The sequence below is a fragment of the Flavobacterium sp. genome (assembly GCF_035456085.1).
Taxonomy (GTDB): Bacteria; Bacteroidota; Bacteroidia; order Flavobacteriales; family Flavobacteriaceae; genus Flavobacterium.
This window is the reverse complement of sequence record NZ_DATIDY010000082.1, coordinates 1-18,519: the sequence shown is the minus strand read 5'-3', so window position 1 is coordinate 18,519 and position 18,519 is coordinate 1. Positions and strand designations below refer to the sequence as shown.

Genomic DNA, 18,519 nt, shown 5'->3' with positions numbered 1-18,519 from the left:
GTTAATTTGTCGCAAAAATACAAAAAAACGTTTGTTTAACTGTAAGATTATAATATATTTGACAAGTAATTTTCAACAAACAATTAACATTATCATGCGAATAACAGCCAACGATACTTCAAGAAAATCATGGTTAGAAGTACAACCTGACAGTGATTTCCCAATACAAAACATTCCGTTTGGAGTTTTTCTTACCAAAGAAAATATCGTTACGGTAGGAACTCGTATTGGTGATTTCGCAATAGATTTAGGTGCTTTACAACAACTAAATTATTTTGAAGGAATCGAACTTACAGACGATATGTTCATGCAGGATACTTTGAATGATTTCATATCGGATGGACAAAAAACCTGGAGATTGGTACGAAATAGAATCGCTGATATTTTTGACGAAATAAATCCAGAATTAAGAGACAATCATAACCACAGAAATATTGTAATTTTTAAAATGGAAGATGTAGAAATGCAACTTCCTGTATTAATAGGTGATTATACTGATTTTTATTCCAGTAAAGAACATGCAACCAATGTTGGTAAAATGTTTAGAGATGCCGAAAATGCTTTATTACCAAACTGGCTTCACATACCAATAGCGTACCACGGTAGAAGTTCATCTATCATCCCATCTGGAATTCCTGTTCATAGACCAATGGGACAAATCCTTCCAAATGGTGAAACCACTCCTGTTTTTGGACCATCAAGATCTGTAGATTTTGAACTAGAAACTGCTTTCATCACTACTGATTGTAATATTATGGGAGAAACGATTCCGATTAGCGAAAGTGAAGATTTTATTTTCGGAATGGTTTTAATGAATGACTGGAGTGCTCGTGATATTCAAAAATGGGAATATGTTCCTCTTGGACCGTTCTTAGCTAAAAGTTTTGCGACTTCTATCTCTCCTTGGATAATAACAATGGATGCTCTGGAACCTTTTAGAACCAAAGGACCTAAACAGGAACCAACACCTTTTCCTTATTTACAACAAAAAGGAAAACACACATTTGATATTAATCTTGAAGTAGCTATTGCACCTGAAAATACTGAACCAACTGTTGTTTCGAGAACCAATTTTAAATATATGTATTGGACAATGAGCCAACAATTAGCGCATCATACTTCTAATGGTTGTCGTGTTAATTCGGGTGACATGATGGGTTCTGGAACAATTTCCGGACCTACTCCTGACAGTTATGGTTCAATGTTAGAATTAACGTGGGGTGGAAAAAATCCTTTGAAATTAAATAATGGTAGCGAACGTAAATTTATAAATGATGGCGATACTGTAATTATAAAAGGATATAGTCAAAACGGACAAGTTCGTATTGGTTTTGGTGACTGCTCAAGTAAGTTACTTCCTCCATTCGCAAGACAATAAACTAATTCCTTCTATACAAACCGACAATTCATTCTTGTCGGTTTTTTTTTGAAACATATAACGAAATAATCTAAGTTTGCAAAAATAACCAAGCCCCTTTTTACTATTCATTCCCCAAACAAAATGAAAAACATTACTTTTTTAATTACATTTTTTATCCTACTAACTTCTTGTGGTGTAAAACAAACCCAAAACAATTTAACTTCTGGAAATTATGATGCTGCAATTGATATTGCACTTTCAAATTTAAGAGCTAATAAAGACAAAAAAGGAAAACAGGATTACATTTATTTACTCGAAGAGGCTTTCGCTAAAGCTAAAGAACGAGATTTAAGCACGATCAGTTTTTTAAAAAAAGAAAACAATCCTAGAGACTTTGAAAAATTATACAATACTTATTTGGCTCTTAATGATCGTCAGGAAAAAATCAAACCATTACTTCCTCTAAAATTAATCAAGGAAGGACGAGATGCTATTTTTCCATTTGATAATTACACCGACGGAATTATTAGCAGCAAAAATGCTTTGTCCAATTATTTATATACAAATGCAAAAGCTTTGATGCTAACCAAAAACAAAATGAATTATCGCAAAGTTTATGATGATTTGACTTATTTGGATAAAATAAATCCAAACTATAAAGACGCTGCCAAAATCATGGACGAAGCTCAATTTAAAGGAACTGATTTTGTAATGGTGTATACTCAAAATGAAACTAATATGATCATTCCTGCTCAATTGCAAAATGATTTATTAGATTTCAAAAGTTATAAAATGAACGACAAATGGACCATTTATCATAGCGTAAAACAAAAAAATACCTATTACGATTACGGAATGTTTATCAATTTTAAATCAATTTCAATTTCGCCAGAGCAAATAAAAGAAAGAGAATTTGTAAAAGAACGCCAAATTGTAGATGGTCAAAAAAAACAGATAGATGCTAATGGGAATGTTGTTTTGGACAGACAAGGAAAGCCTGTTATGGTTGATAATTTAGTCAATGCAACAGTAAGAATTTATGAAGTTCGTCAATTGAAATCATGCCAAATTACAGCAAAAGTTGATTTTGTTGACAACGCCACCAAACAACCATTGGAATCTTTCCCAATTGCCAGCGAATTTACCTTCGAAAACATCTACTCCACTTACAAAGGAGATCGTAGAGCTGCTGACGATAATTATTACGCCTATTTTGATAAAAAAATAGTTCCATTCCCCTCTAACGAACAAATGGTTTTTGATACAGGAGAAGATTTAAAAAATAAAGTCAACTCCGTAATTTCTAAAAACCAGTTTAGAAAGCAATGAAATTAAACAAAACAAAAACAGGCTGCCCTTTTGGATAGCCTGTTTTCGTTTGATTAAATTAATAAACTTTGTTTCCCTTTTTAATTAAATTCTTCTTTTACAAAACCAATAACGGAGCAATTATACCAAAACTAATTTGTCCTGTTGTTCCATCTTTAACGCCAAAGGTGTTTTGAGCATAAGTTGAATAATTGTTTTTCTTAGCAATATAGCCGGCATAAAACTTTAAGTTAATATCCGAAAAAGGTGAAAATTCAATAGTTGGAATAATACCATAAGTATTCAATAAATTACTTTTTTTATTAGGATCGGGATTTCCATTCCAATAAGCATTGCTGCTCATCACCGTAAACAATAAATTTAGTTTTGGACGAATTAAATATTCGGCTCTAAACCAATTGTCTATATAATTAACATCTTCGGCGGCATAAGCATACTTACTTTTCACAATATTAGTAACCACACCTTTACGATCTAAATCTTCATTACTGTATTGAAAATCATAAAACAGTACCAATTTATTTGCTTTAAATTTATTTCCCAAAGACACAAAATTCCCCTTAGCATTTTTGGCATCATTATAAAAACTATAACTATATGTCGTCTCCCATTTACTGTCAAACAAATGACCTTTCCAATTACCTACTGCAACAAGTGGCATTTTGGATATTTCAATTCCTGGAGGCAAATTCGTAGCATATTGATCTTGAAAAGTTTTGTTTCTAGAATTCAATAACTGAAAATCAAAAATATTTTTATGATCCTCTAATGCAAACGAAAAAGATGCTCCTACCAAGAAATTTTCCGCTGTATTATTAATAGTATTATAAGATAAAATTTCAATTGGATTTGTTAAAAGTTCATAGCCCCCCCAATCGCCTACCATTTTCCCAAAACTAAATTTTGCTTGTGGTGTTACATCAAACACTAAATAAGCTAAATCAAGTGCCCGAATAGTATTATCCACAGTATTGGCATCAGCTATTTTGGTATATCTATTTCTAAATCTAAAGAAAATTTTGTCATGAATTTTCCCTTTCATTTCCAATCGTAATTGGTTCAAAGAGAAAGCAGAATTTGTAAAATTTCCATCAACAAAATAATTATCAAGAGCCATGCGGGTATTGAAAATTACATCCACATCTTTTAACAAGGCTAATTTTGGAGTTGGAATCAATGGTTGCTGTCCTGTATTTTCTTCAAGTGTTTTTATTTGCCCAAAGGTTAAAATAGGCAACATGACAACTGTCAAATAAAGTAGAATTTTTTTCATATGTGGTGTTTGAATTAGTATTTAACTATCTTTCACAACAATAAATCTTAGGCATTTATTAAATTTATTTAAGGTTTCCAAAAATTACATTTCCTGTTTCAATATCATAAACAGCTCCAATAATTGTAATTTTCTTTTGATCAAAACTCTCTTTTAAAATAGGCTCTGAGTTTTTCAAAAAAGTAACTCCGTGTTCAACATTTGCATCAATTGCCTTTTCATAAGTCAATGTATTGTCGCTGACTAATTTTTTTTCTTCCTTCTCATTTGCAATGTATTCAACTATACTTTTGATATGATCGGGTTGGTCATAATTTCCTTTTGAATCTATAAAAGCCTTTACAGCACCACATCCTTTGTGTCCCATAACGACAATTAATTTGCAATCCAAATGTTCTACAGCATATTCGATACTCCCTAATTCGTAGTCACCAATAACATTTCCAGCGGTACGGATGGAAAAAATATCACCCAAACCTTGGTCAAAAACAAGTTCGGTTGGAACTCTGGAATCAGAACAGCTTACCACTATCGCAAATGGATGTTGACCTTTTTTTAATTCTCTAAGTCTTTCGAGAGTTTCGTCTGGATGCACAGGTTTTCCAGCAGTAAATCTTTTGTTTCCTTCTTCTAATTTTTGAAGAGGTGTTAGATTTTTGCTTTTAGTTTGACTATAAGCCGATAATACGCTTATAAATAGTAGAAATAATAATCCTCTTTTTATCATCACCTTTCTAATTTACAAAAAAATAATAAGTCAACCTATTGATTTTTGGTTAACTTATTATTATTAACATTTTTTTTGCAAATTTAAAAACATCAAAATAGTTAGATACTGACTTTTATCATAGATGGTAAATTAGCGCTGCAGTTCTCTTACGCCTTTAAAACACAATGGTCTTATTTATAGATTGTTAAGTAGATAGATTTAAAAATACCTTAAGTACATATTTTATCAAAAAAGAATTTTTATTACATTCTAATACATTTCTGGAGTCAAAACAACCTTAAATAAATTCTTTTGATTCTTGTCTCTGTAAATATAAACAACAGTAGAATTATTATTTCTAAAAGCTTCAAGACTTGGATTTGTTTTTGAAGTACTCAAAATCTCTTTCTCGACAGATTTTTTCAAAGCATTGACATCGATAGCTTCTTTTTTGACGTGCACCAAAGTAAAATCATATTGAACAATATTATCAGGCAATGAATTAACGCTTTCCATACAAATATCCTCGCTAATCATCATCGGACACGCTTTATTGTAATTTTCAACCAATGGCTTTATTTCGTTTCCTATTGTTTTATTTTTAAAGAAAAACTGTTGCGCCAAAATCACCAAAACAACAACAAAAACAATTTTAATTCCTTTCCGAATGAATAATTTCTTATTTGTTTCTTTTTTTAGCATAGCATTTTTGTTAGTTACTTTAAAAAGTTTATTTCAAATATAAAATAATTTAGGACAGTAAATTTGAAAAAAAATAGAGTTTTATATTTAAAAGAAATCAAAAAACCATTGTTGATTCGATTCGATAATTAAAATTGTTTTTTAATTAATTATAAAAATGAAAATACAATTATAAAACAGTCATTTTAAGTTAATTTATTTTTTTTCCCACAAAACCTTTACGATTTGTTAAAAAAATGACTTTTAGAAAAAAAATCAATTTGCTAATAAAAAATAATTGTATTTTTGCACCGATGAAAAAAACAGAAACATATATAACAATTATCTCCAGGATAATAACACCTACGGCTTCTCCCGAAGTACGGATGCTATAGTAGTAGCTTCCACAGTGTAATCGTAATATATTTATTCATTTCTTATTTTATCGTTTTGAAATTATTTCCATATTTATTTGGATTAATACATCCTAAAAAAATCACCAAACAACATTTATCACACTGTAATTCAACAACTTGGATTATCCCTAATTGCTTTTATCATATATTTGATAATTCAAAAAGAGAATATTTCAAACAGGGTTGCAGCACATTTTTTAACCTAAAATTTAACTCTTGAAATGAACATTTCTATTGTAGTAACTCAGGAAGAACACTATAAATATGCACAAGAAATATGTGACACAATAGAATCATCTGCCCTGTTAAGAGGTACTGGGATTGCCAAAAGAACACCTGAATACATTATAAAAAAGATGGAAAAAGGTGATGCAGTTATTGCATTAAACAATGGGATCTTTGCTGGTTTTTGTTATATCGAAAGTTGGCAACACGGTCAGTTTGTAGCGCACTCCGGCTTAATTGTACATCCTGATTATAGAAATTTGGGACTTGCCAAAAAAATTAAATCGTTTGTATTTGAATATTCATTAAAAAAATATCCAAATGCCAAAGTTTTTGGAATCACAACTGGATTGGCAGTTATGAAAATCAATTCTGAATTGGGTTACAAACCTGTGCCTTTCTCTGAACTTACAAACGATCCAAGTTTCTGGAAAGGATGCCAAACCTGCACCAACTTTGAAATTTTAAAAAGTAAAGATTACAAAATGTGTTTATGCACCGGAATGCTTTATGACCCAAAAGAAAAACCAAAAGATCCGCCTAAACATCCTTTTAATGTTAGGATCTGGAATCGTCTAAAAGAAATTAAGCAAACATTCCTAGACAAGAAATAATTAGTTTTCAGTAAATAAATAACAAATAAATCATAGCTAATAGCCAACAGCTAATAGCGTATAGTCTAAAAAATGAAATCGGAGATTCACAAACTCCACAAAAACAATATAAAATGGGAAGTAAAAAAGTAGTATTAGCATATAGTGGAGGTTTAGATACATCTTATTGTCTAAAATATTTAAAAAATGAAAAAGGTTTTGAAGTTCATACCGTATTAATCAACACAGGAGGATTTGACGATGCCGAATTGAAAGCTATCGAAGACAGAGCCTATGAATTAGGAAGCGCGAAACACGCGAACCTTACCATTTTGGACAAATATTATGACAAAGCTATCAAATACTTGATTTACGGAAATGTATTAAAAAACAACACATATCCTTTATCTGTAAGTGCTGAACGTGTTTTCCAAGCTATCGAAGCCATTAAATATGCTAAATCTGTTGGTGCTACTGCTATCGCCCACGGAAGTACTGGTGCAGGAAACGACCAAATTCGTTTTGACTTGATTTTCCAAACCATCGCTCCCGAAATAGAAATCATCACTCCTATCCGTGACTTAAAACTTTCAAGACAGGAAGAAGTAGATTATTTAGCAAAAAACGGAGTGCACTATTCTTGGGAAAAAGCGCAGTACTCTATCAACAAAGGACTTTGGGGAACTTCTGTTGGAGGAAAAGAAACTTTGACTTCCGGAAAACCATTGCCAAGTGAAGCGTATCCATCTCAATTGCAAAAAGAAGGCGAAGAAAAAGTAACTCTTGAATTCAAAAAAGGGGAATTAGTTGCCGTAAACGGTGTGGCCGATAAGCCTTCAAACAACATCGTAACTCTTGAAAAATTAGCTAGTGCTTACGCAATTGGTAGAGATATTCACGTAGGTGACACCATTATCGGAATCAAAGGAAGAGTTGGTTTTGAAGCTGCTGCTCCAATTATTATTATCAAATCACACCATTTATTAGAGAAACATACTCTTGGAAAATGGCAACAATACTGGAAAGAACAACTAGGAAACTGGTACGGAATGTTATTCCACGAAGGGCAATTTTTGGATCCTGTGATGAGAAACATCGAAACTTTCCTTGAAGACACTCAAAAAACCGTAAACGGAACAGTAACTGTTTCTTTGAAACCGTACCACTTCTCATTAGACGGAATCGAGTCTCCAAACGATTTGATGAATACCGGTTTCGGTCAATACGGAGAAATGAACAACGCTTGGACATCAGACGATGCTAAAGGATTCATCAAGATTTTAGGTAATGCTCAAAACATATTCTCTTCTGTAAACAAAGAGACTTACGAGTAGGCATTTCTTCAGATAAATAAGAAGCGAAAGTTTAGGCATTTTCAGCGGGCATTGGTTCCCGCCATCATTCCAATCTTGTGGGCTGAACCCCAGCCCACAAGGATTTTCCCTTCTGTCGGGGCTAAAAAGGAAACATTAGTTTTTGTAAGCCTTAATCCTGCAAGGTCTTTTTCTGACTTTGACATGATTTTCAAGGTTGAATCCTGCAAGGTTTTTTTTCAAACCTTGTAGGTATGCTTAAAATACACAAATACCTACAAGGTCAAAAAAGACCTTGCAGGAAAATGACAAAAGACATTCAATTTTATAAATAAAAAATTATGATTAATGTTGGAATAATAGGCGGTTCAGGCTATACGGCGGGAGAACTCATCAGAATTTTGATGAATCATCCCAACGCAAAACTCGATTTTGTGTACAGCACCACCAATGCCGGAAAACAACTTCATGTAGCACATCAAGATTTGTTGGGCGAAATTGATTTTACTTTTACCGATAAAATCAATCCTGAGGTAAACGTAGTTTTCTTGTGCTTGGGACATGGAAAATCAAAATCTTTTTTGACTGAACATAAATTTGCAAGCCATACCAAAATCATTGATTTAGGAAATGATTTCAGATTGCACAAAGATGAAGTTTTTGACGGTAAAAAATTCATTTACGGATTGCCTGAATTGAACAAAACCGATATCAAAAAAGCGCAATACATCGCCAATCCTGGTTGTTTTGCAACAGCGATTCAATTGGCGCTATTACCATTGGCTTCAGACGGATTATTGAATGACGACGTTCATATCAACGCCACAACAGGAAGTACAGGAGCCGGAGTAAGCCTTTCGGAAACCTCGCATTTCAGTTGGAGAAACAACAATTTTTCACACTATAAAGCTTTTGAACACCAACATTTAGGCGAAATTTCAGAAAGTTTGCATCAATTACAGGCTGATTTCAAAAACGAATTACTTTTCATTCCGAACAGAGGTGATTTCCCAAGAGGGATTTTTGCGACTTTATACACAAAATCAGAAGCTAACTTAGAAGATTTGGTTGCCAAATACGAAGCATTTTATAAAAATCAGCCATTTGTAACCGTTACAACTACCAATATCAACATGAAACAAGTAGTGCAAACGAACAAATGTATTATTAGTTTAATGAAAAAAGGAAACCGGATTTTGATCACTTCGGTGATCGACAATTTAGTCAAAGGCGCCTCTGGCCAAGCCATTCAAAACATGAATTTAATGTTTGGACTGGAAGAAACCACAGGATTGCATTTGAAACCAAGCGGATTCTAGAAAAAAATGTTTCAGGTTTGAAGTTTCAAGTTACTCACTGAACTTAAAACTTTAACATGGAACATGAAACATTAAACTTTAAACAAAAAATTAAAATGAACTTATTCGACGTTTACCCATTATATCCTATTACGCCTGTAAAAGCAGTAGATTGCACTATTTATGACGATAAAGGAACAGAATATTCAGATTTATACTCTGGCCACGGAGTAATTTCTATCGGACATGCACACCCGTATTATTTAGCCAAAGTAAAAGAACAATTGGATAATTTGAATTTCTATTCAAATGCTATTCAAAATCCTTTACAAGTAGAATTGGCTGCCAAATTAGGTAAAATGTCCGGCTTAACTGATTACAACTTATTTCTTTGCAGTTCAGGTGCTGAAGCCAATGAAAATGCTTTGAAAGTAGCTTCATTTCATACGAATAAATCAAGAGTTATTGCTTTTCATAATTCGTTTCATGGAAGAACTTCGGCTGCTGTTGCTGTAACCGATAACAAGAAAATTGTTGCACCAATTAACGCGCAGCAAGTCGTTACTTTTTTACCTCTGAATCAATTTGAATTGGTTGAAGCTGAATTGCAAAAAGGCGACGTTTGTGCCGTAATCATTGAAGGAATTCAAGGTGTTGGCGGTGTAGATCAAGGAACAACTGAATTTTTCCAAGCATTGGAAAAAGCTTGTAAAGCACATGATGTTGTTTTGATTTTAGATGAAGTGCAATCCGGTTATGGAAGAAGCGGTAAGTTTTTCGCTTTCCAACATCACGGAATCAATGCCGATATTATAACTACTGCCAAAGGAATGGGGAACGGTTTCCCTATTGGAGGAGTTTTGATTTCGCCTAAATTCAAAGCCAGTCATGGTTTATTAGGAACTACTTTTGGCGGAAGTCATTTGGCTTGTGCTGCCGGAATTGCCGTTTTGGATGTTATGGAAAAAGAAAACCTAATTGCAAACACTAATAAAATTTCTAGCTATTTCATGGAAGCAATTAAACAGATTCCTGAAGTTATCAAAGTGAAAGGAAGAGGTTTGATGCTGGGGATTGAATTTGATTTTGACGTGAGTGCTTTGAGAAAAAAATTGATTATTGAAAAACATATTTTCACCGGAGGAGCCAACAATAAAAACGTATTGAGAATTCTACCTCCGTTGACAATTACTACTGAAGCTATTGATGCTTTTATCGTTGCTTTAAAGGAATCATTGGCCGAATTGAAAGCATAATAATTTTTCACCATATAAGGCATATAAGGAAATATTAATTTATCTAACTTAAATGAACTTACATGTCTTATATGATTGATTTTTTTTAATTCATCTTTTGCTGTTAATAACCAAACCATAAAAATGAGCACATTATTATCCATAGAAAAAAGAAATGCTGTTTTAACCACAATGGCAACTCTTTTAGAACAAGAAAGAGAAGCCTTAAAAAGCATCAACCAACAAGATTTAGCTAATTACAATGGTGAAGATTTGGCTATGGAAAAACGTTTGCTTGTGGATGATGCCAAAGTGGACGCAATGATTCTTTCGGCAAAGCAATTGGCTGGCCAGGAAGATCCTGTTGGGCAAATTCGCTATGAATTCACCCATGACAACGGAATGAAAATCAGCAATAAAACGGCAGCTTTTGGAACTATTTTGATCATTTATGAATCCCGTCCGGACGTAACTGTCGAAGCGGGAGGAATTGCTTTTAAATCGGGAAACAAAATCCTTTTGAAAGGCGGTAAAGAATCTTTGCTTTCGAACCAAAAAATCGTGAGCCTTTGGCATCAAGCCCTAGAAAGCAATGGCGTTTCTACGGATTGGGTAGAATACTTGAATTATGACAGAGCACAGACTCAAACTTTCTTGGAAAAACCAACACAAAGAGTCGATTTGATCGTGCCTCGCGGTGGCGAAAAATTAATAGAGTTTACCAAAAAATACGCCACTTGCCCAGTTATTGTAAGTGGTCGAGGAAATAACTTTCTTTATATCAATAAAGAAGCCGATTTAAAAAAAGCCCTTGACATTATCATCAACGGAAAAACGACCAATATCGGAGTTTGTAATGCCTTAGACAAAGTTTTGATTGATACTTCGCTGCCAAATTGGGAAGTTTTTGCAACGCAATTAGTTTCGGAATTAAAAAAATACAATGTCGAAGTTTTAGGAGATGCCGCTTTCGCAAAAGCAACTCAGATTCCTGCAATTGAAAACGAAGCTATTTGGTACGAAGAATTCTTGAATTATAAAATTGTTATTGGAGTCGTAAATTCTGATCAAGAAGCAATTGCAAAAATCAATAAATATTGCGGTGGTCACTCGGCTACGATAATTACACAAAACAATGCCGTTGCCCAGGAATTTATGGATAGTGTTGATTCGGCTGCCGTATATCAAAATGCCTCTACCCGATTCACCGACGGCGGACAATTTGGTTTAGGAGGAGAATTGGCAATCAGCACCGACAAACTGCATCAGCGCGGGCCAATTGGTTTACAGCATTTGGTAACCAATAAATGGTATGTGTACGGCGAAGGACAGGTTAGATAAGATTTTCAGATTGTAGATTTGAGAACTTAAAAATATTTTATAGTTAATAATGACAATAGAAACCTTAAATAATAGTGATGTTAGTTTACTAAATGAATTACAGCCTTTTGGTTGGGGCGATATTTTGCCTGCTCATGAGTTTTATACAACAAACACTGATTTTTGCTTTTCTATTCGAATTAATAATGACACTAAAATAGTGGGAATTGGAACCGCTATAATCCATAATGATGTAGCTTGGCTAGGACACATTATTGTTCATGCTGAGAGTAGAAATCAAGGAATAGGGAGATTAATTACCCAATCTTTAGTAAAAGATTCTGTTCCTAAAAATTGCGAGACGATTTATCTGATTGCAACCGACCTTGGATCTCCTGTTTACACAAAAGTTGGTTTTGAAACTGAAACAGAATATCTCTTTTTTAAAGATATAAAAGCAGAGGAATCTTGGAAAATTTCTAACAGTATTATACCATTTCTTCCTCAACATAAAGCTGAAATTGCTGAAATGGATCAACTAATAAGTGGAGAGAATAGGTTATTTCATTTAGAAAAACATCTCAAAAATGGTTTTGTTTATCAAAACAATAATTCTATAGAAGGATTTTATCTTCCAACTTTTGGAGAGGGTTTAATTTTGACTAAAACGAAAGAAGCTGGAATTGAGTTTATGAAAATGAGATTTACGAATCATGATAATGCCTGTTTTCCGAAAGATAATATTGATGCAATTGATTTTCTTTATAAATATGGAGATAAAGAATTTAAAAGAGCTAAAAGAATGATATTAGGCAAACGAAGAAGTTGGAATCCATCAAACTTGTATAATAGAATTGGGGGAAATATAGGTTAATATATTTTAAAAGATCACATATTTTGATTACAAGCTTTTGTTAGCTTTAAAAACAAAAAAATGAACAAATCAGTTAAAAAAAGAATATTACTAAAATTAGGCAGCAACACCTTAACCAAAGAAACCAATCACATTTCGAGAGGAAAGATTGAGGATATTGGTATGCAGATAGCCGCTTTGCAGGATGAATATGAATTCATTATTGTGAGTTCGGGCGCTATTGCGGCAGCCAAACAATTTGTAAAATTGGACAATCACGATAAGGACGTTTTCGTAAAACAAGCCTTGGCTTCTATTGGACAACCTCATTTGATGCGGATTTACAACGAAAACTTTAAGGATTTAGGTCTAAATATTTCGCAATGTTTACTTTCTTATTCGGATTTTGAAAAAGAACAAACCAAAATAAATATTGTAAATACCATAAACGTTTTAGTCAAAAATAATTACATCCCAATTATCAACGAAAATGACACTGTTGCAACGGATGAGATTAAATTTGGCGACAATGATAAATTGGCAGCTTTGACTGCTGTTTTATTAAATGTTGACATTTTGATTATTGCCACTAACACCAACGGTATTTACACCAAATCGTCAATAAATAATGAATCTCCAGAAACAATTGAACTGGTAACTGATTTATCGCTGTTACAAAAGGAAATTGGCGATTCAAAATCATCTCACGGAACTGGAGGGATGCAATCCAAAATCGATTCTGCAGCGATTGCCAAAGCCGGAAATATCGAAACTTGGATTGTTAATGGATTGGAAGATAATTTTATTTTGAAAGCAATGAAAAATGAAATTCCATTCACAAAAATTATTTAAATATCGGCTTTTGGAGCGATATTTAAATTTATCATTGTTTGCAACGATATTGAAAAATATCACTTGTTTACGCGATGTTTAAAAATATCGTTTATTTACGCGATATTTAAAATTATCGTTTATTTACGCGATATTTTGAAATATCACTAATTAATGCGATATTTGAATTATGATAGCAATTATAACAGCCGACATTATCAATTCACGTGCATTAGTGAATCAGGAAATCTGGATATCTCCATTAAAAAAACTGTTAGCCAAGTACGGTTCAACACCTAAAAAATGGGAGATTTACAGAGGTGATTATTTTCAAGTCGAAATTGATGACCCGGACGAAGCTTTACTTTTAGCATTAAAAATAAAAGCATTGATAAAAGGTATTAATGTCAATGAAAAAAAAGCGAATTCAATTGATGTTCGAATGGCAATAGGCTTGGGAACAAAAGAATATACAGCCGAAAGAATTTCAGAAAGCAACGGTACAGCTTTCATTAATTCGGGTGAAAAATTTGAAAAATTAAAAAAAGAGAAAACAACATTAGCCATTCAATCTTCGTTTCCAAATTTTGATTACGAAATGAATTTGTATCTAAAGTTGGCCGTAATACAAATGGATGCCTGGACTATTAATTCGGCTACATTGTTTACCACGTTATTTGAAGATCCTGAGAAAAAGCAAACTGAAATAGGAGCGATTTTAGGCATTGAACAAAATTCAGTGAGCGGCAGATTCAAACGCGCTCATGTAGATGAGATTCTGGAATTAGAGAAAATGTATCGCTATAAACTAAAACAAATCCAGCCATGATTATGATTGTAAAATTAATTTTGGCGCATATTTTGGGTGATTTTTTGCTGCAACCTAACAGTTGGGTTAAAGCAAAAGAAGAAAAAAAAGGGTTTGCCTGGCAATTATATGCTCATGTAAGTATCCATGGTTTATTGTCATTATTATTTTTATACGATATAAATAGTTGGAGATTAATAGTAAGCATTACTTTTAGCCATTTGGTTATAGATTACATCAAATTAAAATTTCAAACAGAAGATTCTAAAATTATTTGGTTTATTAGTGATCAAATACTTCATCTAACGGCGATTTTTCTTTTAGTTGCATATTGGCAAAATAGCGAAAAAGAACTTTTTGCTTTTTTACTTTCAGATTCATTCATAATACTTGCAACTGCGGCACTATTTTTGACAAAACCAGTTTCCATTATATTGGGAGTTTTAACAAAGCCCTGGTCAGAAGCGATTGTGAATGAAAAGGAAAAGTCGCTCCGGTATGCAGGCAAATATATCGGATTTATTGAACGACTGTTGGTTTTTGTGTTTATATGCACGAACCATTTTGAAGCGGTGGGCTTTTTATTAGCATCAAAATCGGTTTTTAGATTTGGGGATTTAAAAGAATCTAAAGAACGGAAACTAACAGAATACATATTAATAGGAACACTATTGAGTTTTGGAATAGCCATATTGGTAGGATTGCTAACTCAATATTTATTGAAAATATAATTATAAAAAAGTTGAAAATTGTTTAATCGTCATTCGGTTAAACAATTAAATGAATTAACGATTAAACATCTAAAAAATGAACTTTATATCCATACAAAACATTGATTCACTCGATAAATGGGTGAAGCAAGCGCTTAAAATCAAAAAAAATCCGCTTAAAAACAAAAAACTAGGAAAGAACAAAACTTTAGTAATGTTGTTTTTTAATTCTAGTTTAAGAACTCGTTTGAGTACCCAAAAAGCGGCCATAAATTTAGGAATGAATGTTATGGTAATGAATTTTGGTAGTGAAGGCTGGACACTTGAATTTGAAGACGGCACAGTTATGAACCAAGGTGCTTCAGAACATATTAAGGAAGCTGCAGAAGTAGTTTCTCAATATGCCGATATTATTGCAATCAGAGCTTTTGCTGGATTAGTAGACAAAGAAAAAGACAATGCCGAAACTGTAATTTCAGGATTCAAGAAGTATGCGACAGTACCAATTGTAAATATGGAAAGTGCTACAGGTCATCCTTTACAATCTCTTGCAGATGCAATCACAATGGCGGAACACAAAACTGAACATAGAGCTAAAGTGGTCCTAACATGGGCGCCGCATCCAAGAGCTTTACCTCAGGCAGTTGCTAATTCTTTTGTAGAGATGATGCAAAAGCAAGAGAATATGGATTTTGTAATTACACATCCAGAAGGTTACGAACTCAATCCCGAAATTACCAAAGATTCCAAAATTGAGTACGATCAAAACAAAGCGTTTGAAAATGCCGATTTTATCTATGCTAAAAACTGGAGTAATTATAACGAATACGGAAAAATAACTAATACTGACCCAAATTGGACAGTAAATGCTGAAAAAATGGCTTTAACTAATAATGCTAAATTCATGCATTGTTTACCAGTAAGAAGAAATATGATTGTAACAGATGAAGTAATCGACAGTGAAAATTCAATTGTCATTGAGCAAGCTAACAACAGAACATATTCCGCTCAATTGGTTTTACAAAAAATATTGAAAAAAAGTTTCTAAGTGTCTAAGTTACTAAGTCGCTAAGCTTTTTTTGGTGACCCAAAAACTTATAAACTTAGAAGCTCAAAAACTTAGAAGCTTTAAAAAAATGAAACAATCGTTATCTATTATAAAAATTGGAGGAAATATCATCGATAATCCGACGGAATTATCTCAATTTCTTTCTGATTTTTCTAAAATTGAAGGCAATAAAATTCTTGTTCATGGTGGTGGAAAATCAGCTACTAAAATGGCTCAAAGTATTGGCTTAGTTCCTCAAATGATTGATGGGCGAAGAATTACCGATAAACCAATGCTGGATGTTGTTGTGATGATTTATGCAGGCGAAATCAATAAAAATATTGTAGCGCAATTGCAAGCCAATAATACCAATGCAATGGGGTTTTCTGGTGCTGATGGAAATTTAATTCAGTCTACAAAAAGAAATCATCCAACCATTGATTATGGATTTGTGGGAGATGTACAAAAAATAAATACACCTTTATTAGAAACACTGATTTCTAGCGGAATTGTGCCTGTTTTTTGTGCTATAACACACGACAAAAATGGACAATTATTGAATACCAATGCTGACACAATTGCTAGTGAATTAGCCATTGCAGCTTCCGAAGTTTTTGAAGTAACTTTAAATTATTGCTTCGAAAAAGCTGGAGTTTTAACAGATGTTGAAGACGAAAATTCAGTAATCAAAAATATCAATCAAGACTTATATTCGCAACTAAAAACAGAAGGTGCTATACACTCTGGAATGATTCCAAAATTGGATAATTGTTTCAATAGCTTGGCTAAAGGCGTTCAAAAAATACGAATTGGACATCATAAAATGCTTCAAAGTAAAGATGCTGTTTGCACAACAATTCAATTGTAATAAAACGTTTTGAAATATATAAGTCATGAAATTTAACATTTCTGCCATCGTAAATAAATTTAAATGACTCCTTTGTTAAATTAAAAAAAATTGCATCTTCGTGGCAAAATTAGAATAATAAATGAAAAACCAAGAAACCCTGATAAAAGAAGCCATTGCGCTCTTAAAATCGCTAATTGAAACCCCCTCTTTTTCAAGCGAAGAAGATCAAACGGCGCTTTTAATTGAAAACTGGTTTAAACAAAACAATATCCCTTTCGAAAGAGAAAACAATAATATTTGGGCTTTCAACCAACATTTTGACAAATCCAAACCAACACTTTTACTTAATTCGCATCACGACACTGTAAAACCAAACCAAGGATACACCAACGATCCATTCAAAGCTATCGAAAAAGATGGAAAATTATATGGTCTTGGCAGCAACGATGCCGGAGGTTGTTTGGTATCCTTAATAGCTACATTTACCCATTTCTATGCTCAGGAAAATCTGCCATACAATATTGTAATTGTTGCTTCTGCAGAAGAAGAAAGCAGCGGAAAAAATGGTCTAAACAGCGTTCTAAAACATTTACCTAAGCTGGAATGCGCCATAGTTGGCGAACCTACTCTAATGCAGTTGGCTGTTGCCGAAAAAGGGCTGTTGGTTCTAGACGTTGTGGTAAAAGGAACCGCAAGTCACGCCGCTCATAACAATCCTGACAATCCGATTTACAATGCAATGGCCGTAATTGACTGGTTCAAAACCTATCAATTCGAAAAAATATCAGAAGTTTTAGGTCCTGTAAAAATGACTGTAACTCAGATTAATGCTGGAAAACAACACAATGTCGTTCCTGCCGAATGTCATTTGGTTGTTGATATTCGAGTAACCGATCGCTACAATAATACCGAAATTTTAGAAACCGTAAGAGCGCATGTTGCCGCGGAAGTTACTCCTCGCTCGATGCATTTAAATTCGTCCTCAATTCCAATTACACATGGTTTAGTACAAGCTGGAATCGCATTAGGTCGAACGACTTATGGCTCACCTACTCTTTCGGATCAATCAGTTTTGAGTTGTCAATCGTTGAAATTGGGACCTGGAGAATCACTGCGATCACACTCCGCTGATGAATTTATATTTATCAACGAAATTGAAGAAGGAATTGAATTATATATCAAAATATTGACAGATTTCTTTAAAAGTTAGGATGTTTTTCAGGAGCTAATCCCGCTATCCGCTGCAATCTTTTTATTTTTAAAGAAAAAATAAAAAGGATTTTCGCTTCTATCGGGGCTAGGGCTTTCTGCAATCAAGAAAATTTTTGAAACAATACAAACTTTTGCGAATCTCTGACTAACCTCTGAGTATCTTTGCAAAACAAAATATAAAAATATGAAACTTTGGGAAAAAGGAATACCAACAGATAAACAAATAGAACATTTCACTGTTGGGAATGACCGTGAATTGGATTTAGTTTTAGCCAAATATGACGCAATAGGCTCTATTGCTCACGCCAAAATGTTAGCACAAATTGGACTTTTGACAGTAGATGAAACTGATTCTTTAGTTTTAGCGTTGGAAGATATTATCGCCGATATTGAAAAAGGGAAATTCGAAATTGAAGATAGTTTTGAAGATGTCCATTCCAAAATTGAATATTTAT

Annotated in this window: 17 protein-coding genes and 1 pseudogene; 15 read left to right on the top strand and 3 right to left on the bottom strand. The window is 33.2% G+C overall.

What is annotated here, in order from left to right; all coding sequences use genetic code 11:
* Nucleotides 1-94 precede the first annotated feature (94 nt).
* Both fahA and VLC96_RS06270 read left to right on the top strand, forming a co-directional pair.
* A complete protein-coding gene (gene fahA, locus VLC96_RS06275; RefSeq protein WP_325261413.1) occupies nt 95-1,378 on the top strand; it encodes a fumarylacetoacetase in 1,284 nt (427 codons plus the stop codon).
* 123 nt (nt 1,379-1,501) lie between these two features.
* Entirely contained in the window at nt 1,502-2,689 is a 1,188-nt protein-coding gene (locus VLC96_RS06270) for a COG3014 family protein (RefSeq protein ID WP_325261412.1), read from the top strand.
* 97 nt (nt 2,690-2,786) lie between these two features.
* Here the strand turns inward: VLC96_RS06270 and VLC96_RS06265 are convergent, their stop codons facing one another.
* The 3 genes from VLC96_RS06265 to VLC96_RS06255 all read right to left on the bottom strand — a co-directional run bounded on the left by VLC96_RS06265 (nt 2,787) and on the right by VLC96_RS06255 (nt 5,373).
* Entirely contained in the window at nt 2,787-3,962 is a 1,176-nt protein-coding gene (locus VLC96_RS06265; RefSeq protein WP_325261410.1) for a porin, read from the bottom strand.
* A 64-nt stretch (nt 3,963-4,026) separates the two neighbouring features.
* Entirely contained in the window at nt 4,027-4,689 is a 663-nt protein-coding gene (locus tag VLC96_RS06260; protein WP_325261408.1) for a carbonic anhydrase, read from the bottom strand.
* A 252-nt stretch (nt 4,690-4,941) separates the two neighbouring features.
* A complete protein-coding gene (locus VLC96_RS06255; protein ID WP_325261406.1) occupies nt 4,942-5,373 on the bottom strand; it encodes a DUF8479 domain-containing protein in 432 nt (143 codons plus the stop codon).
* Between the two features lie 616 nt (nt 5,374-5,989).
* Between VLC96_RS06255 and VLC96_RS06250 the strand changes: the two genes are divergently transcribed.
* The 13 genes and pseudogenes from VLC96_RS06250 to VLC96_RS06190 form a co-directional block, all read left to right on the top strand.
* Nucleotides 5,990-6,607, top strand: a complete 618-nt coding sequence (locus VLC96_RS06250; protein WP_325261404.1) for a GNAT family N-acetyltransferase — start codon at nt 5,990-5,992, stop codon at nt 6,605-6,607.
* A gap of 113 nt (nt 6,608-6,720) precedes the next feature.
* A complete protein-coding gene (locus VLC96_RS06245; protein ID WP_325261403.1) occupies nt 6,721-7,920 on the top strand; it encodes an argininosuccinate synthase in 1,200 nt (399 codons plus the stop codon).
* A 320-nt stretch (nt 7,921-8,240) separates the two neighbouring features.
* Complete coding sequence (gene argC, locus VLC96_RS06240; protein ID WP_325261401.1) at nt 8,241-9,218, top strand: N-acetyl-gamma-glutamyl-phosphate reductase; 978 nt, start codon at nt 8,241-8,243, stop codon at nt 9,216-9,218.
* Between the two features lie 95 nt (nt 9,219-9,313).
* On the top strand, nt 9,314-10,453 hold the full coding sequence (locus tag VLC96_RS06235; protein ID WP_325261399.1) for an aspartate aminotransferase family protein: 1,140 nt from the start codon (nt 9,314-9,316) through the stop codon (nt 10,451-10,453).
* Between the two features lie 123 nt (nt 10,454-10,576).
* Nucleotides 10,577-11,773 carry a glutamate-5-semialdehyde dehydrogenase gene (locus VLC96_RS06230; RefSeq protein ID WP_325261398.1) on the top strand — a complete coding sequence of 399 codons (1,197 nt, stop codon included), beginning with the start codon at nt 10,577-10,579 and terminating at the stop codon, nt 11,771-11,773.
* Nucleotides 11,774-11,822: 49 nt separating this feature from the next.
* The gene (locus VLC96_RS06225) at nt 11,823-12,626 is read left to right on the top strand and encodes a GNAT family N-acetyltransferase (protein WP_325261397.1); all 804 of its coding nucleotides are present in this window, start codon (nt 11,823-11,825) and stop codon (nt 12,624-12,626) included.
* 60 nt (nt 12,627-12,686) lie between these two features.
* On the top strand, nt 12,687-13,457 hold the full coding sequence (proB, locus tag VLC96_RS06220) for a glutamate 5-kinase (protein WP_325261396.1): 771 nt from the start codon (nt 12,687-12,689) through the stop codon (nt 13,455-13,457).
* 169 nt (nt 13,458-13,626) lie between these two features.
* Entirely contained in the window at nt 13,627-14,265 is a 639-nt protein-coding gene (locus VLC96_RS06215) for a transcriptional regulator (protein WP_325261394.1), read from the top strand.
* Nucleotides 14,262-14,975 (top strand): DUF3307 domain-containing protein, encoded by a 714-nt coding sequence (locus VLC96_RS06210; RefSeq protein WP_325261393.1) that lies wholly within the window; start codon nt 14,262-14,264, stop codon nt 14,973-14,975. Before VLC96_RS06215 ends, VLC96_RS06210 begins: the two co-directional genes overlap by 4 nt.
* A gap of 76 nt (nt 14,976-15,051) precedes the next feature.
* Nucleotides 15,052-16,002, top strand: coding sequence for an N-acetylornithine carbamoyltransferase (locus VLC96_RS06205; RefSeq protein ID WP_325261392.1), 951 nt, complete (start codon nt 15,052-15,054; stop codon nt 16,000-16,002).
* 88 nt (nt 16,003-16,090) lie between these two features.
* Nucleotides 16,091-16,870, top strand: a complete 780-nt coding sequence (gene argB, locus VLC96_RS06200; RefSeq protein ID WP_325261391.1) for an acetylglutamate kinase — start codon at nt 16,091-16,093, stop codon at nt 16,868-16,870.
* Nucleotides 16,871-16,991: 121 nt separating this feature from the next.
* Complete coding sequence (locus VLC96_RS06195; protein WP_325261389.1) at nt 16,992-18,062, top strand: M20 family metallo-hydrolase; 1,071 nt, start codon at nt 16,992-16,994, stop codon at nt 18,060-18,062.
* Between the two features lie 186 nt (nt 18,063-18,248).
* Nucleotides 18,249-18,519: pseudogene (locus tag VLC96_RS06190) on the top strand (argininosuccinate lyase); the annotation flags it as partial.

Coding starts and splice junctions, on each gene's coding strand:
- VLC96_RS06195 (WP_325261389.1), top strand. CDS start 16,992: ATGAAAAACCAAGAAACCCTGATAAAAGAAGCCATTGCGCTCTTAAAA.
- VLC96_RS06210 (WP_325261393.1), top strand. CDS start 14,262: ATGATTATGATTGTAAAATTAATTTTGGCGCATATTTTGGGTGATTTT.
- proB (WP_325261396.1), top strand. CDS start 12,687: ATGAACAAATCAGTTAAAAAAAGAATATTACTAAAATTAGGCAGCAAC.
- argC (WP_325261401.1), top strand. CDS start 8,241: ATGATTAATGTTGGAATAATAGGCGGTTCAGGCTATACGGCGGGAGAA.
- VLC96_RS06205 (WP_325261392.1), top strand. CDS start 15,052: ATGAACTTTATATCCATACAAAACATTGATTCACTCGATAAATGGGTG.
- VLC96_RS06265 (WP_325261410.1), bottom strand. CDS start 3,962: ATGAAAAAAATTCTACTTTATTTGACAGTTGTCATGTTGCCTATTTTA.
- VLC96_RS06215 (WP_325261394.1), top strand. CDS start 13,627: ATGATAGCAATTATAACAGCCGACATTATCAATTCACGTGCATTAGTG.
- VLC96_RS06260 (WP_325261408.1), bottom strand. CDS start 4,689: ATGATAAAAAGAGGATTATTATTTCTACTATTTATAAGCGTATTATCG.
- argB (WP_325261391.1), top strand. CDS start 16,091: ATGAAACAATCGTTATCTATTATAAAAATTGGAGGAAATATCATCGAT.
- VLC96_RS06250 (WP_325261404.1), top strand. CDS start 5,990: ATGAACATTTCTATTGTAGTAACTCAGGAAGAACACTATAAATATGCA.
- VLC96_RS06230 (WP_325261398.1), top strand. CDS start 10,577: ATGAGCACATTATTATCCATAGAAAAAAGAAATGCTGTTTTAACCACA.
- VLC96_RS06255 (WP_325261406.1), bottom strand. CDS start 5,373: ATGCTAAAAAAAGAAACAAATAAGAAATTATTCATTCGGAAAGGAATT.
- VLC96_RS06225 (WP_325261397.1), top strand. CDS start 11,823: ATGACAATAGAAACCTTAAATAATAGTGATGTTAGTTTACTAAATGAA.
- fahA (WP_325261413.1), top strand. CDS start 95: ATGCGAATAACAGCCAACGATACTTCAAGAAAATCATGGTTAGAAGTA.
- VLC96_RS06245 (WP_325261403.1), top strand. CDS start 6,721: ATGGGAAGTAAAAAAGTAGTATTAGCATATAGTGGAGGTTTAGATACA.
- VLC96_RS06270 (WP_325261412.1), top strand. CDS start 1,502: ATGAAAAACATTACTTTTTTAATTACATTTTTTATCCTACTAACTTCT.
- VLC96_RS06235 (WP_325261399.1), top strand. CDS start 9,314: ATGAACTTATTCGACGTTTACCCATTATATCCTATTACGCCTGTAAAA.